Source organism: Tateyamaria sp. GN1-10 (assembly GCF_055693845.1).
Window position 1 is genome coordinate 753,686 of the sequence record NZ_JBVFUR010000004.1, and the last position, 14,169, is coordinate 767,854.

Consider the following 14,169-nt stretch of genomic DNA (forward strand, 5'->3'; position numbering starts at 1 on the left):
GCTGACGCCTATTGCGCTGCCCGCTCGACCCCTTCGACGATTGCCGCGCGCAGTTTCTTTTCAAGCGTCTTTTGCTTGGCCTCGGAGTAGTATTTCAGGCCGAACATGTCCTTCACATAGAAGGTGTCCACCACCTGTTCGCCATAGGTCGCGATGACCGCGTTGGCGATGTAGACATTCGATGCCGCAAGCGTGCGTGTGAGGTCGTGCAGCAGACCGGGACGATCGCGCGTGTCGACCTCGATGATGGTGTAGATGTCGGACCCTTCGTTGTCGAAGGTGATGTGCGTGGGTACCCTGAACGCCTTTTCGCGTTTCTTGACCTTGTCGCGATCCTTGATCGCTTCGCGGGTGATCACCTCGCCCGCGAGCGTGCGCTCGATCATCTTGCGCAGGCGGGGCAGGCGGCTGGCCTCGTAGGGGTTGCCGTCAGCGTCCTGTATCCAGAACGCATCGGTCACGTAGCCGTCGGAGGTGGTGTAGCTGCGCGCATCCACGACGTTGGCCCCCACAAGCGCGAGCGCCCCGGTCAGCCGGGCAAAGATGCCGGGATGATCGGGCATGACGAAGCATGCGCGCGTGGCGTCGCGGTCGTCGTCGGGATGCAGGTCCATGGCGATCTCGTTCTCGTCGATGTCGCGCAAGAGCCTGGCAAAGACGACGTGGGCCGTAACGTGCAGGCCCTGCCAATAGGGATCGTAGTGCCGGGCGGTTTCGGTTTGCAGGTCCTTGCGCGGCCAGTCGGCGAGTTCGGCCCGCAATGCCTTTTTCGCCTCCGCTCCTCGGCCTTCGCGGGTCAACGCCTCCATGCCGTCCTCAAGCGCGCGGCGGGTTTGCCGATAGAGCGCGCGGATCAGCACGGCTTTCCAGTTGTTCCATGTGGTGGGCCCGACACCACGGATGTCGCAAACGGTCAGCACGCACAGCAGGTCCAGCCGTTTGACTGTCTGCACCGCCTTGGCAAAGTCGCGCACGGTGCGCGGGTCGGCGATGTCGCGCTTCTGGGCCATATCGGACATCAGCAGGTGATAGCGCACCAGCCATTCGACCGTGTCCACATCGTCCTGTTTCAGGCCCAGCCGTGGTGCGATCTTGCGGACCATCTGCGCGCCGAGGATCGAGTGATCTTCGGGCCGTCCCTTGCCGATGTCGTGCAGCAGGAGCGCGACATAGAGCACCTTGCGGTTCACACCTTCCTTGAGGATCGAGGAGGCAACGGGCAGGTCCTCTTCCAGCTCATCGCGCTCGATCATGGCCAGTTGCGCGATGCACTGGATGATATGTTCATCCACTGTGTAGGAGTGGTACATGTTGAACTGCATCATCGCGACGATGGGTTCAAATTCGGGGATAAAGGCGGCCAGTACGCCCAATTCGTTCATCCGCCGCAGGGCGCGTTCCGGGTTGCCGTGTTTCAGCAGCAAATCAAGGAAAATGCGCTGAGCCTCTGGCGTCGTACGCATGTCATCATCGATCAGGTGCAGGTTCGACTTGATGATCCGCATCGCATCGGGGTGGATCAGCATGCCTGTGCGCAGTGCTTCTTCGAAGATGCGGAGAAGGTTCAGCTTGTCATCCAGAAACACGGCATCATCGGCGATGGCGATCCGGTTGTGGATCACCTCGTAACCGTGCTTGACGCGTGGCTTGCGTTTGAACAATCGCTCCAGCAGCGGTTCGGCCTTGATATGCGTGGCCTCAAGCTTGGTCAGGAAGATGCGCGTCAGGTCGCCCACCTCGGTTGCGTGCAGGAAATAATCCTGCATGAACCATTCCACGGCCCGCCGACCGTCTTTGTCGTCATAGCCCATGTCCTCGGCCACGGCGACCTGCAGATCAAAGGTCAGCTGTTCGGTGGCCCGGCCCGAGATCAGGTGCATGTGGCAGCGCGTGGCCCACAAGAAATCCTCAGCCGCGACAAATGCGTCGAACTCGTCATCCGTGAACAGGCCCAACGGCACAAGGTCTGCCGCGTCCTGCACCTTGTGGATGTACTTGCCGATCCAGAACAGCGATTGCAGGTCGCGCAACCCGCCCTTGCCCTCTTTCACATTGGGTTCGACCACATAGCGTTGTCCTTGCCGCACATGTCGCGCGTCCCGTTCGGCCAGCTTGGCTTCGATAAAGTCGCGTTCGGTTCCGTCGAACAGATCGGTCCGCAGCTTGGTGTCCAGCTCCTTGGCCAGCGCGGCGTCACCAAAGAGAAAGCGGTGTTCCAGCATGGCGGTGCGGATCGTGAAATCCTCGGTTCCGAGCCGCAGGCAGTCCCGCACCGTGCGGCTGGAATGGCCCACTTTCAGCTTGAGGTCCCACAGGATGTAGAGCGTGGTTTCGATCACGCTTTCGGCCCAGGGGGTGATTTTGTAGGGCGTCAGAAACAACAGATCCACATCCGAGAACGGGGCCATTTCGCCGCGCCCATAGCCGCCTACGGCCAGCAGCGCCAGCCGTTCGCCATTGGTGGGGGTTGGGTTCGGATGCATCAGCGTCTGTGCCGTGCGCAGGGCTGCATGGACCAGGCAGTCGGTCAGGAACGTATAGGCCTGCGTGGTGGGGCGTGATGAAAACGGATCTCGCACGGAAGGCTGCCGAGATTGCTGCCCGCCCTGCCTTTTGCGCGTCCTTCAGGTGCGCGACAATCGCGGCACGCTCGGGTTTGGTGCCCAGAAGCGTATCGAAAGCGCCGCCATCGAAAATTTCGGTGGCGGCGCAGATCAGGTGTTGGTCAGGCGTCGTGGGGGCCTGAAAGGCGGTATCGCTCACTACGCTCTCCGTGGTGGCCGTTGGGCCGGATCAGAAGCCTGCGCCGCCGAACCCGCGCGGGGCTGCGTCAATCACAACAACCTTGTTGTCGCGGACGGTTGCAATTGCAAGTCCCCGTTCGTTGGTGCCGTCCGGGCGCAAACGGAAGATGCCCGACGCGCCCTGGAAGCCCGACCCTTGGGTCAGTGCCGCACCGGTTAGGGCACCGGAGTTACCTTGTGCCGCAAGGGCACCAATGGCTGCGATCCCGTCAAAGGCGAGCCCGGCGACCGGATGAGGTGCGTTTCCATATGCAGCTTGGTATTGTGCTTGAAAGGCCGAAGATCGTGCTGGATCGGGTAGCGCGAACCAGCCACCCTGTACGCCTGGTAACTCCAGTGTTTGCGGGGGCAGGTCCCAGCGCGTGATACCAACATACTGCGTCGCGGTCGGATTGATGCCCGCCTCTGGCAATAGTTGCGACAAGAGGGGCAGACCCGCCGCCGGTGTTGCCGTCATGAACACGGCGTTTGCAGCCGAGTTGTCGACGGCGGATTTGACCCTTGGCACCGCCGCAACCAGTCCTTGCTGGGACAGCGGGTAGTCCACTGTGCCTACAAGTGTTGCTCCGCTGCGTGAAATCGCTTGTTGGATGGCATTGCGACCGATCTGGCCAGCGACGTCTTGTGCATGAACTACAACGACCCGGTCTTTGCCCTGACGGGCGGCATAGGTAGCGAGCCGGTTTGCAATGTTTTCAAAGGTTGATCCGAGCACGAAGACATTGCCGCCCGCGATCGAGGTGTTGTTGGAAAAGGCCAGAACATTCACGTTTTGCGGTGCGACAGCCACACCCGCAGCGTTCGCCGCATCTGCATAGAGTGGGCCGATTATGATCTGTGCGCCGTCATTCACGGCTTGTGCAGCCTGGCTGGCGGCGGTGCCTGCATTGCCCGCGGTGCCATAGACTCGCAGGTCGATCTGCACACCTTGCAGGTCACGCATCGCAAGGCGCGCCGCGTTTTCCAGATTGTTTGCCAGCAGCTCGTCACTGGCCTGACCCGATCCACGCGGCACGAGCAACGCCACCGGAACCGGCTGCGACGTGTCAATCCGTGGCCCGCCGGTCGATCCGCCAAGGCCACCCAGAGCGGCCGGATCGCAGGCGGCCAGTGCAAGGGCGGCCAAGGGCACGATCACCCGCCGCGCCGCCTTGCGCAGAGTCTTGAAAAACGCAAACATATACTGTCACTCCCTAGGTGCGGGGCATGACATTGGCCTGCCCGGTCATTGGGGGCAGATAATAAACGTCAGGAAAGGCGGGTCCAGCGTTGAATCATGTCAAGGTGCCCTTGTCCGCGGGCCTGTGGTTCGTGGGCGTGCCGATTGGGACGGCCCGGGATATCACTTTACGGGCGCTTGATGTGCTTGCCTCTGCGGATGTGCTCGTGGCCGAGGACACGCGGTCCTTGCGCAAGTTGATGGATATCCACGGCGTGCCTCTGGACGGGCGCCGGATCGAGGCATTGCATGAGCATTCAAAGGATACGCAGGTGACGCGGCTGGTTGCGCGTGCCGCCGGTGGCGAAAGTGTGGCGTACGCATCCGAGGCTGGAATGCCCCTGATTGCTGACCCTGGTTTCGAACTTGGGCGCGCAGCGCGGGCCGCAGGTGTGGCAGTGACATGCGCCCCTGGGCCGTCGGCCGTGCTGACCGCGCTGGTGATCGGTGGATTGCCGACCGATGCCTTCCATTTTGGCGGGTTCCTGCCCGCATCCCGTTCTGCACGGCAGAAGGCGCTGCAAGGTTTGTCCGACATACAGGCAACACTTGTGCTGTACGAATCGCCCAAACGTGTGGCGGCGCTGCTTGCAGACGCGGTCGAGGTTCTGGGGGCGGACCGGCAAGCCAGTGTCTGTCGGGAACTGACAAAAAAGTTCGAAGAGGTGCAAAACGGCACGTTGGAAGAGCTGGCGCAGACATTCCAGAGCGCAACGCCAAAGGGCGAGATTGTCGTGCTGATTGGTCGTGCTGAGACGGTGGCTGTTAAGGAAAAAGACATTGATGGTGCGCTAAGCTCGGCGCTGAATGATATGTCTGTGAAGGATGCGGCGGCTTTCGTGGCGGAAACACTGGGTGTGCCACGCAGGCGTGTCTATCAGCGCGCATTGGAATTGGCGCGCGACAGCCAATGATGTGAAAGGTGACGCATGGCGCGGCACGAGCGATGTTTTGATAAAGGACAGCCGGTCGATACACGGGTGGCGCGCGGGCACATGTCGTTTCATGCGGGCATGGCAGCCGAGCAGATCGTTGCGCGTGCCTACATCGCGGCTGGATACAGGTTGGTCGCCGAACGCTGGCGCGGACGGCGCGGTGAAATCGATCTGATCTTCTCGACGGCCATCGGGATCGTCATGGTCGAAGTGAAAACAAGTAAATTCTTTGCCTCCGCCGCTGTGCATTTGACCCCGGCGCAGGTCAAACGCCTTTGTGCCACGGCAGACGAATATCTCGCGACCCTCTCTGATGGGTCTCTTACGGATGTACGGTTTGATGTTGCATTGGTCGATCAGACGGGCACTGTCGAATTTCTTGAAAACGCGTTTGCGGGGTATGTCTGACGCCGTGCGCAGGGCGTTCTGCGACTATGCACAACAGCTTGCCATTGCGTGATCGCCTTTGCTGCGCCATCTAAAGGCGCAGACTATTGCGGAGTTGCGCCATGAAGATTGCCTTTCAGATGGACCCGATCGGGGCCGTGGACATCAATGCGGACAGCAGTTTTCGCCTGGCAGAAGAGGCGCAGGCCCGTGGCCATACCTTGTTTTTCTACTCCCCTGATCACCTTGCCTATCAGGAAGGACGTATAACTGCCCGCGGCCATGACTTCACTGTCCAGCGGGTGCAGGGAGAACATGCGCAGTTTGGCCTTGAGCGGGAAGTAGACCTGGCCGATTTCGATGTCATTTGGCTGCGGCAGGATCCGCCCTTCGACATGCACTACATCACATCGACCCATTTGCTGGATCGTCTGAAAGGGCAGGCTCTGGTGGTGAATGATCCGTTCTGGGTCCGGAACTATCCCGAAAAGCTATTGGTTCTTGATTTTCCAGATCTCACCCCGCCGACGACGATTGCCCGCGATCTGGACACGATCAAGGCGTTCAAGGCCAAGCATGGCGATGTGATCCTGAAGCCGCTCTACGGCAATGGTGGTGCGGGCGTGTTCCGGCTGGATGCCAATGACCGTAACCTCACCTCGTTGCACGAGTTGTTCACCGGGTTCAGTCGCGAGCCGCTGATTGTGCAAAAATTCCTGCCCGATGTATCGAATGGCGACAAGCGCGTGATCCTGGTCGATGGCGAGGCCGTGGGCGCCATTAACCGTGTGCCTGCTGCGGGCGAGACCCGGTCGAACATGCACGTGGGCGGACGGCCTGAAAAGATCGGCCTGACGGATCGCGATCTTGAGATTTGCGCGGCCATCGGTCCCTTGCTGAAAGAAAAGGGGCAGATCTTTGTCGGTATTGATGTGATCGGCGACTACCTGACCGAGATCAACGTGACCTCGCCCACGGGCATCCAGGAACTGGAACGGTTTGATGGCGTGAATATTGCCGAGAAGATCTGGCAGGCCATTGAGGCAAAAACCGGATGAGCTTGCTTCGGCCGCTTCTCAACACCTATCTGCGCCTGACCGAAAAGCCGCACATGCAGAACGCGTCCGGACCGGATGCCTTGCGCCGCAGCCTTGAGACCAAGGCGCGCCTGCTTTTTCATCGACCTATGTCCATGCGCCTGAGGCGTGGGGCGTTGGCGAGGGAAGATGCCCTTTGGGCGACACCGCGACGAGGGGCCGAGCCGCAAACGACGATCTTGTACTTCCATGGTGGTGGGTTTGTGTTCGGATCGCCACAAACACATGGTGCCATGGCCGCCGCCCTTGCCAAGCGGGCGGCAGCGCGGGCGGTTTTGCCGCGTTACCCATTGGCCCCGGAGCATCCGTTTCCTGCCGCGCTTGATCATGCGATTGCTGCCTATCGTGAGTGCCGCGCGCAGGGTGGTCCCGTGATCGTTGGAGGTGACAGTGCCGGTGGAGGCTTGGCCCTGTCATTGCTTGCGCATTTGCTGATTGAGGGCGAGTCGACCCCTGATGCGGTTTTCGCATTCTCTCCGCTGACGGACCTGACCTTTTCCGGAGCGAGCATTCGCGACAACGCGAAGACAGATGTTGTTTTGCCAGCCGAACGGGCAAGTGAAATGTTGCAGATGTACCTGAACGGAGCAGATGCCACCAATCCGCTAGCCAGCCCGTTGTTTGCTGACTTTACCGATGCGCCGCCGGTTTGGATCACGGCAGGCGATACTGAAATCCTGCTGGATGACAGCTGTCGGATCGTTGAGCGGATGCGGGGGCAGGGTGTCGATGTGACTTATGTTGAGGAACACGACTTGCCGCACGTTTGGCCCCTCTTCCACAACACGCTGCCCGAAGCGCGGCGCACCTTGAATGCCTTGGCCGCGTGGATCAGGGTTCAGGCCGGGGCGAGCGCCGGAACCCGGTAGCTGACCGCTTCGGCCACGTGCGGTTTACGAACGTCTGGCGATTCGTCGAGGTCGGCAATTGTACGCGCCACCCGCAGCACGCGGTGGTACCCGCGCGCTGACAGTCCGAACCGGTCCGCCACCTTGGTCAGCAGGGCGCGTCCTTCGGCGTCCGGGGCGGCGTATTCGTCCAGCGCGGCGCCACTCAGGTCCGCATTGCTGCGCATCCCCGTATCGGACAAGCGTGCGCTTTGCAGCTGCCGCGCGGCAGCCACGCGTGCTGCAACCGTGGCAGAGCTGTCGCCCGACGCGGGCAGGTCGAGATCCGTGTAGGTGACTGGAGGCACATCGACCCGCAGATCGAGATCTGTCCATGAGTGGGCCGGAAATGCGCCCCATATAGTCCTCCCCGCAGGCAGGTGCGCGGCCACAGGCGCGGGATGCGTCCGACAGGTAGCCGCATTTGCAGGGGTTCGCGGCGGCCACCAGCATGAACCGGCAGGGATATTTGATGTGGTTGTTGGCGCGGGCGACCATGACCTCGCCCGTCTCAATCGGTTGGCGCAGGGTTTCGAGGACGGTGCGCGGGAATTCAGGGAATTCGTCCATGAACAACACGCCATTATGGGCCAGCGACACCTCGCCCGGTTTGGCCCCGCGCCCGCCGCCGATGATCGCGGCCATTGAGGCGGTGTGATGCGGTTCCCGAAACGGGCGGTCCATGGAAATGCCGCCTGCGTCCAGCAATCCGGCCAGCGAGTGGATCATCGAGGTTTCGAGCGCTTCCATCGCCGACAGCGGTGGCAAGATGCCCGGTAGGCGTGCGGCCAGCATGGATTTGCCAGACCCGGGCGTGCCGACCATCAGGAAATGGTGTCGCCCGGCGGCAGCCACCTCCATCGCCCGCTTGGCGCGTTCTTGTCCTTTGACATCGCGCAGGTCGGGCAGGCCGGTGCCGCTGGCGATCCGGCCAGCCTTTGCCGGTTCCAGCGTGACCTGACCCGTGTAGTGCCGGACCACGTCGCCAAGGGATGTGGCGGCAATGACCTTGGTTGCGTCAACCCATGCGGCTTCGGCCCCCGACCCCGCAGGGCACAGCAACCCGCGGTCCTGTTCGGCAGCGGCCATGGCAGCGGGCAGCGCGCCCAGAACGGGGACTAACGTTCCGTCCAGGGACAGCTCTCCAAGCGCAACGGTGCCTTCCACCGTATCCTCGGGCAGGATGCCAAGGGCGGCGAGCAGCGCCAGCGCAATCGGTAGGTCGAAATGCGACCCTTCCTTGGGCAGGTCGGCGGGCGACATGTTGATCGTGATCCGTTTCGACGGCAGCGCGATGGACATGGCTGTCAGGGCCGCGCGGACCCGGTCGCGCGCTTCGGACACGGCCTTGTCCGGCAGTCCTACGATGGAAAAGGCAGGCAGACCCGGTGTCATGGCGCATTGCACCTCGACCTCGCGCGCGTCGACCCCCTGAAATGCAACCGTATAGGCCCGTGCGACCATAACCATCTCCCTCACTCTTGGTTAACGATTACGGGGGCTTGGTTTACGATTGGTTAAAGTTTGGTTGCTGGTGGGATCATGTTGCGTCTGGTACAATAGGGCATGACGCGAGGCTTGCGCGAACTGATTGAACGGCAGATCCAGAGGGCCCGCCTTGAGGGTCAGTTGGATCGGCTAGAGGGCGAAGGCAAACCCCTGCCTGACCGCCCCGAAGACACGTTTGTGGACACTGGCGATGCTGTCGGGTTCCGGATGATGGCACAGGCCGGTGTTGTCCCCGAAGAGATAGAGATCAAACAGGCCCTGGCAGAGCAGCGTGCGCAACTGGCGCGCCTGACAGATCCGGTGGCACGCAAGGACGCGATGGCGGAGCTTGCGCGGTTGGAGCTGCGTTACAACATCGCCCGCGAAGCCCGCCAACGGTTCATGCGCTAGGCCAATCCGTCGTAGGCAAACCCATATCGTAGGGGAACGGGTCATAAACCGTCTTCAGCCCCTCTGCTCGCCACGCTTTGAATGCCGGATCAGCGAGGGTGGTCATGCAGTAAGTGCGCGCCATGTCGGATACAGGCAGGTCGTAGCCCACGATCCGGGCGCACACCGGGGCATAGAAAACGTCAGCCAGCGAATAGGTACCAAACAGCCACGGACCGTCTGTTTTAAAGCGGGCGGCATGGGTCCAGAGGGTTTCGATGCGGTCCAGATCGGTGCGGACCGCGTCCGACACCTCGAACCCGGTGTTCACATGTTGCAGTTGCATGGCGCAGGCGCCGCGCAGGGCGGAGAAGCCCGACGCCATCTCGGCACAGAGCCACCGGGCGGTGGCGCGCGCGGCGGGGTCCTTAGGCCAAAGGCCGGCGTCCGGGTTCTGTTCTGCCAATGTCTCTGCCATGGCGATGCTTTCGCCCACCACCGTTCCGTCCGGCAGTTTCAGTGTGGGCACCAGCCGGGCAGGGGCCAGCGGTGCCAGGTCATCCGCCATGGTGCCCGAGTACAGTCCAATCATGTGGGTGCGGTAGGGCAGGCCGAATTTCTCTAGCATGAGCCAACCGCGCAGTGACCAGCTCGAAAAAGTGCGGTCGCCGATATAGAGGTCATAAGTCATGCGCGCAGGCTAGGCGGAGGGGCGTGCCTTTGCCCAACGGTGATTTGTGGGGTCTCGCATCACGGGGTGTGATTGATGATTTCCGCCTGCCCCGTTGCGCGGTTGAGGCTGGTCACGGACAGTGGGTCGATCTTGTGGCCCAGCACATCATGCGCTGTGATGCCCAACACAGCCTGCACCTGGGTCAGGATCACACCAAAATGCGCTACGGCGATGATATGGCGGCCGGGATGTGTTGCTTCGATGCGACGGACTGCCATGGCCACGCGGGCGGCGGACGCGTTCCAGCTTTCGCCACCGGGGGGCGCGTGATCTCCGGGTGTTTCCCAATAGGCGCGGCTTAAATCCGGGTGCCAGTCGGCCACGGTTGAAAAATGCACACCGTCCCACGTGCCGAAGTGAAATTCGCGCAGGGCCGGGTCGTGGGGCAGGCGCATGCGCGTGCCTTGGAGGGCTGTTGCGGTGTTGATCGATCGGGTCAGGTCGGACGAGATGACAAGTGCATCGTCCGGTAGGTGCGCTGCCAGTCGGGCAATGGCGCCCGTGTCGCCCAGATCGGCATCCACATCCCGCCAGCCCGTGAATGTTTTCTGATGAGTCGGGCCGTGCCGCACCCAGTGCCAAGTGGTCATGGCGCGTCTCCCTTGCGGAGTTGCGGCAGGCCCGCCAGCACGTGCCATACGGTGTCTGCCTGCGCAGCCAAGGCGATGTTCAGACGCCCTTGTGCTTCGCGAAATCGGCGGGCCAGCGCGTTCTCGGGGACAATCCCCTGACCCACCTCGTTCGACACGACAACGACCGGCGCAGGGCAATCGGCAAGTGTAGCCAGCAGGGAAGTCTGGGCCGCGCCAATATCCGCCTCGTCCATCATTAGGTTGGTCAGCCACATGGTGGCGCAATCCAACAACATGGACTGATCCGGGGTTGCGCCACGCAACCCATCCTCGACGCCGTCGGCCGCGTTGATTGTCGTCCATTCCGCCCCGCGCCGCGCTTTGTGCAGATCGACCTTGGCCTGCATCTCTTCATCCCAGATGCGCGATGTCGCCAAGTAGATCGGCGTTAACCCACTGTTAAGGATCAGAGATTCCGCCCATTGCGACTTTCCTGAAGCCGCGCCTCCTAGAACGAGTGTCGTGTTGGGCAACATTTTTTCGTCTCACGAGTGAACCAATCGCGGGTTCGACCCGTATCTATATCAAGTGCGCAAAACAAGCATAACCATCCAGGGGGATGACTACATGGCATTGGATAATGTTCGGGACATGTCTCTATCGCGCACGGCGATGAAAGCCGAGTTGCTGGATGCAGAGACAGAATTGCGGCTTGCATATGCCTGGCGAGACGAGCGGGACGAGGCGGCACTTCACCGTCTGATCACGGCCTACATGCGGCTGGCCATCTCGATGGCGTCGAAATTCAAACGCTACGGCGCGCCGATGAACGATTTGATCCAGGAAGCGGGCCTTGGCCTGATGAAGGCGGCGGACAAGTTCGACCCGGACCGCGGCGTGCGATTTTCGACATATGCCGTCTGGTGGATTAAGGCATCGATTCAGGATTACGTGATGCGCAATTGGTCCATGGTGCGGACGGGTTCGACATCCTCGCAAAAGTCCCTCTTCTTTAACATGCGCCGTGTGCAGGCCCGGCTGGAACGTGAAAGCGCTGCCGCGGGCGAGACTTTGGACAAGCACCAGTTGCGTCAGATGATCTCGACCGAGATTGGCGTGCCCCTGCATGACGTCGAAATGATGGAAGGGCGCCTGTCGGGTTCCGACTATTCGCTGAATGCCACCCAATCCGTCGATGACGAAGGGCGGGAATGGATCGATGCGCTTGAGGATGACAGCGCGCAGGCCGCGGAAACGGTCGAGCATTCGCACGACACCCAACAGCTGCGGGAATGGTTGCTGACTGCGCTGAATGGTCTGAACGAACGCGAACGCTTTATCGTGCGCGAACGCAAGCTGCGCGAAGACCCCCGGACGCTGGAGAGCCTTGGCAACGAACTAAGCTTGTCGAAAGAGCGCGTGCGCCAGCTTGAGGCGGCGGCGTTCACAAAGATGCGCAAGGCACTGGAAAACCAAAGCCGCGAGGTCCATCATTTCCTCGTATGAGGGCCTCTATAACACGCATCATTCTTGCCGCCGTTGCGACCTTTTCGACGGCGGCATTTCTATTGGCGGCAACGGATTGGTCTGATTTCTCCGGTGACGTGCTGATCATGGGCGAAGTCCACGACAACCCGCAGCACCATGCCGAACAGGCAAGTGCGGTGCGGATCATCCAGCCCAAAGCGGTTGTCTTCGAAATGCTGACGCCGGAGGAGGCGCAGGCACTGGCAGAGGTGCCCCGCGATCCTGACGCAATGCGCGACGCAACCGGCAGCGTTCAATGGTCCAATATCGCGGACTACGCGGATGTTCTGGCGGCAAGCCCGGTGATCGTCGGTGCGGCCCTGTCGCGCGAGGACATGCGCGCGGCCTTCAGTTCCGGCGCGGCAGAGGTGTTTGGCGCGGAGGCGGAGTCCTACGGCCTGACGCAGCCGCTGGCGGAAGAGGAACAGGCCATCCGCGAACTCAACCAGTTTGATGCTCACTGCGAAGCGATGCCGCAGGAGATGATGGGGGGGATGGTCGAGGCGCAGCGCCTGCGCGACGCCGCCTTTGCGCGGTCTGTCATCGAGGCGCTGGACACCCATGGCAGCCCGGTGGTCCTGATCACTGGCAACGGCCATGCCAGGATGGATTGGGGGGTGCCCGCTTACCTGACGCGCGCACGCCCAACGCTTGATGTCATCAGTATCGGGCAAGGCGAACGGCAGGAGCCACCCGACGGCGTGTTTTCCTGGACGTTGAACGGGGCAGCCTCCCCAGACCGTGGCGATCCGTGCGCGGTGTTCAAGCAATAGCCGACGTCCCTTCTTCCCTGTTTCAAAAAAATCCCGGGGGTGAGCGCGGATGCGCGAGGGGGCTGGCCCCCTGATTGCCGTAGGGCTGGTTCTTGGTGCAGTGTCCGCCTATGGTCACATCGATAACAGCCAGCCGGACACGCTATCATGCTGCAAGACAAACGAATTCTGCTGATCCTGACGGGCGGGATTGCAGCCTATAAAGGGCTCGACCTGATCCGGCGCCTTCGGGAACGCGGTGCGGCAGTGACGCCCGTTCTGACCCGCGCCGCCGAACAGTTTGTAACGCCCCTGTCGGTGTCGGCGCTGGCAGGGGAAAAGGTCTATCGCGACTTGTTTGATCTGACAGACGAGGCTGAGATGGGGCACATCCAGCTCTCCCGCTCTGCTGATTTGATTCTCGTGGCCCCGGCGACTGCCGACATCATGGCGAAGATGGCGCAGGGTCGTGCTGATGATCTGGCGTCCACGCTTCTGCTCGCTACCGATACACCGGTGATGATCGCGCCAGCGATGAATATCCGCATGTGGGATCACCCGGCGACACAACGCAACTTGGCGCAAATCGGGGATGATGGCGTTGCCGTGGTCGGCCCCAATGACGGCGACATGGCCTGTGGCGAATACGGGCCCGGTCGTATGTCGGAGCCGCTCGAAATCGTTGCGGCGGTCGAAGCCCATTTCGGCCCCAAGTCGCTTACGGGCAAACATGTGCTGGTGACCTCCGGCCCGACCCACGAACCCATTGATCCGGTGCGCTACATCGCAAACCGGTCCTCCGGCGCACAAGGTGCTGCGGTCGCGGGGGCACTTCTGTCCTTGGGAGCCGAGGTGACCTTTGTCACCGGTCCGGCGGATGTCGCCGCCCCAGCCGGTGCGCGCCTAGTGCCCGTTCAAACGGCGCAAGAGATGAAGGTGGCGGTCGATGCTGCCTTGCCTGCCGATGCGGCTGTTTTTGCCGCCGCCGTGGCGGATTGGCGCATGGCGACGGCCAGCGACCGCAAGCTGAAGAAATCGAAGGACGGGTTGCCGGTGCTGGAATTTGCCGAGAACCCAGACATTCTGGCAGGCGTGTCCCAGATGACCGCAGGACGACCCGGCCTGGTTGTCGGTTTTGCCGCCGAGACGGATGATGTGGAGGCCCACGCCACCGCCAAACGCGCGCGCAAAGGGTGCGACTGGATCGTTGCCAATGATGTGTCGCCTGAAACGGGCATCATGGGCGGGTCAGAGAATGCGGTGATCCTGATCACCGAGGATGGCGCCGATCCGTGGCCGCGTATGCCCAAGGCCGAGGTGGCGATGCGTCTCGCCCAGCGGATCGCGGACGCGTTAACGTAAGCGTCGCACCCACTGG

At 61.8% G+C, this 14,169-nt stretch carries 12 protein-coding genes and 2 pseudogenes; 8 read left to right on the forward strand and 6 right to left on the reverse strand.

Features of this window, described 5'->3' with window-relative positions; genetic code table 11:
* Positions 1 to 8: 8 nt before the first annotated feature.
* A pseudogene (locus ACZ1HN_RS05490) lies at positions 9 to 2,763 on the reverse strand ([protein-PII] uridylyltransferase).
* Positions 2,764 to 2,793: 30 nt separating this feature from the next.
* Positions 2,794 to 3,984, reverse strand: coding sequence for a penicillin-binding protein activator (locus tag ACZ1HN_RS05495; RefSeq protein ID WP_472726767.1), 1,191 nt, complete (start codon positions 3,982 to 3,984; stop codon positions 2,794 to 2,796).
* 89 nt (positions 3,985 to 4,073) lie between these two features.
* On the opposite strand from ACZ1HN_RS05495, the gene rsmI reads away from it, so the two are divergent.
* The 4 genes from rsmI (at position 4,074) to ACZ1HN_RS05515 (ending at position 7,311) form a co-directional block, all read left to right on the forward strand.
* Positions 4,074 to 4,937, forward strand: a complete 864-nt coding sequence (gene rsmI / locus ACZ1HN_RS05500; protein ID WP_299601853.1) for a 16S rRNA (cytidine(1402)-2'-O)-methyltransferase — start codon at positions 4,074 to 4,076, stop codon at positions 4,935 to 4,937.
* Between the two features lie 15 nt (positions 4,938 to 4,952).
* Positions 4,953 to 5,366, forward strand: a complete 414-nt coding sequence (locus tag ACZ1HN_RS05505; protein ID WP_472726768.1) for a YraN family protein — start codon at positions 4,953 to 4,955, stop codon at positions 5,364 to 5,366.
* Between the two features lie 101 nt (positions 5,367 to 5,467).
* A complete protein-coding gene (gene gshB / locus ACZ1HN_RS05510) occupies positions 5,468 to 6,403 on the forward strand; it encodes a glutathione synthase (protein ID WP_472726769.1) in 936 nt (311 codons plus the stop codon).
* Positions 6,400 to 7,311, forward strand: coding sequence for an alpha/beta hydrolase (locus ACZ1HN_RS05515; protein WP_472726770.1), 912 nt, complete (start codon positions 6,400 to 6,402; stop codon positions 7,309 to 7,311). Before gshB ends, ACZ1HN_RS05515 begins: the two co-directional genes overlap by 4 nt.
* Here the strand turns inward: ACZ1HN_RS05515 and ACZ1HN_RS05520 are convergent.
* Positions 7,281 to 8,793 (reverse strand): annotated as a pseudogene (locus ACZ1HN_RS05520) (YifB family Mg chelatase-like AAA ATPase). The gene ACZ1HN_RS05515 and the pseudogene ACZ1HN_RS05520 overlap by 31 nt on opposite strands.
* Before the next feature lie 102 nt (positions 8,794 to 8,895).
* Here ACZ1HN_RS05520 and ACZ1HN_RS05525 point away from each other — a divergent pair.
* A complete protein-coding gene (locus ACZ1HN_RS05525) occupies positions 8,896 to 9,228 on the forward strand; it encodes a DnaJ family domain-containing protein (protein WP_299771693.1) in 333 nt (110 codons plus the stop codon).
* On the opposite strand, the gene ACZ1HN_RS05530 is transcribed toward ACZ1HN_RS05525, so the two are convergent.
* From ACZ1HN_RS05530 to cobU, 3 genes are read right to left on the reverse strand one after another with little or no spacing between them, the layout of a single operon-like run.
* Positions 9,218 to 9,898, reverse strand: coding sequence for a glutathione S-transferase (locus ACZ1HN_RS05530; RefSeq protein ID WP_472726771.1), 681 nt, complete (start codon positions 9,896 to 9,898; stop codon positions 9,218 to 9,220). The two genes, ACZ1HN_RS05525 and ACZ1HN_RS05530, sit on opposite strands and share 11 nt — an antisense overlap.
* A gap of 59 nt (positions 9,899 to 9,957) precedes the next feature.
* Positions 9,958 to 10,530, reverse strand: coding sequence for a histidine phosphatase family protein (locus tag ACZ1HN_RS05535; RefSeq protein WP_472726772.1), 573 nt, complete (start codon positions 10,528 to 10,530; stop codon positions 9,958 to 9,960).
* Positions 10,527 to 11,048 (reverse strand): bifunctional adenosylcobinamide kinase/adenosylcobinamide-phosphate guanylyltransferase, encoded by a 522-nt coding sequence (gene cobU, locus ACZ1HN_RS05540; RefSeq protein WP_472726773.1) that lies wholly within the window; start codon positions 11,046 to 11,048, stop codon positions 10,527 to 10,529. The genes ACZ1HN_RS05535 and cobU overlap by 4 nt, the downstream gene beginning before the upstream one ends.
* Before the next feature lie 91 nt (positions 11,049 to 11,139).
* Here cobU and ACZ1HN_RS05545 point away from each other — a divergent pair, with 91 nt between their 5' ends.
* The 3 genes from ACZ1HN_RS05545 to coaBC all read left to right on the forward strand — a co-directional run bounded on the left by ACZ1HN_RS05545 (position 11,140) and on the right by coaBC (position 14,153).
* A complete protein-coding gene (locus ACZ1HN_RS05545; RefSeq protein ID WP_299208382.1) occupies positions 11,140 to 12,018 on the forward strand; it encodes an RNA polymerase factor sigma-32 in 879 nt (292 codons plus the stop codon).
* Positions 12,015 to 12,812 carry a ChaN family lipoprotein gene (locus tag ACZ1HN_RS05550; protein WP_472726774.1) on the forward strand — a complete coding sequence of 266 codons (798 nt, stop codon included), beginning with the start codon at positions 12,015 to 12,017 and terminating at the stop codon, positions 12,810 to 12,812. Before ACZ1HN_RS05545 ends, ACZ1HN_RS05550 begins: the two co-directional genes overlap by 4 nt.
* Before the next feature lie 147 nt (positions 12,813 to 12,959).
* The gene (gene coaBC / locus ACZ1HN_RS05555) at positions 12,960 to 14,153 is read left to right on the forward strand and encodes a bifunctional phosphopantothenoylcysteine decarboxylase/phosphopantothenate--cysteine ligase CoaBC (protein ID WP_472726775.1); all 1,194 of its coding nucleotides are present in this window, start codon (positions 12,960 to 12,962) and stop codon (positions 14,151 to 14,153) included.
* Positions 14,154 to 14,169: the final 16 nt, after the last annotated feature.

Coding starts and splice junctions, on each gene's coding strand:
- ACZ1HN_RS05495 (WP_472726767.1), bottom strand. CDS start 3,984: ATGTTTGCGTTTTTCAAGACTCTGCGCAAGGCGGCGCGGCGGGTGATC.
- ACZ1HN_RS05505 (WP_472726768.1), top strand. CDS start 4,953: ATGGCGCGGCACGAGCGATGTTTTGATAAAGGACAGCCGGTCGATACA.
- gshB (WP_472726769.1), top strand. CDS start 5,468: ATGAAGATTGCCTTTCAGATGGACCCGATCGGGGCCGTGGACATCAAT.
- ACZ1HN_RS05515 (WP_472726770.1), top strand. CDS start 6,400: ATGAGCTTGCTTCGGCCGCTTCTCAACACCTATCTGCGCCTGACCGAA.
- ACZ1HN_RS05525 (WP_299771693.1), top strand. CDS start 8,896: ATGACGCGAGGCTTGCGCGAACTGATTGAACGGCAGATCCAGAGGGCC.
- ACZ1HN_RS05530 (WP_472726771.1), bottom strand. CDS start 9,898: ATGACTTATGACCTCTATATCGGCGACCGCACTTTTTCGAGCTGGTCA.
- ACZ1HN_RS05535 (WP_472726772.1), bottom strand. CDS start 10,530: ATGACCACTTGGCACTGGGTGCGGCACGGCCCGACTCATCAGAAAACA.
- cobU (WP_472726773.1), bottom strand. CDS start 11,048: ATGTTGCCCAACACGACACTCGTTCTAGGAGGCGCGGCTTCAGGAAAG.
- ACZ1HN_RS05545 (WP_299208382.1), top strand. CDS start 11,140: ATGGCATTGGATAATGTTCGGGACATGTCTCTATCGCGCACGGCGATG.
- ACZ1HN_RS05550 (WP_472726774.1), top strand. CDS start 12,015: ATGAGGGCCTCTATAACACGCATCATTCTTGCCGCCGTTGCGACCTTT.
- coaBC (WP_472726775.1), top strand. CDS start 12,960: ATGCTGCAAGACAAACGAATTCTGCTGATCCTGACGGGCGGGATTGCA.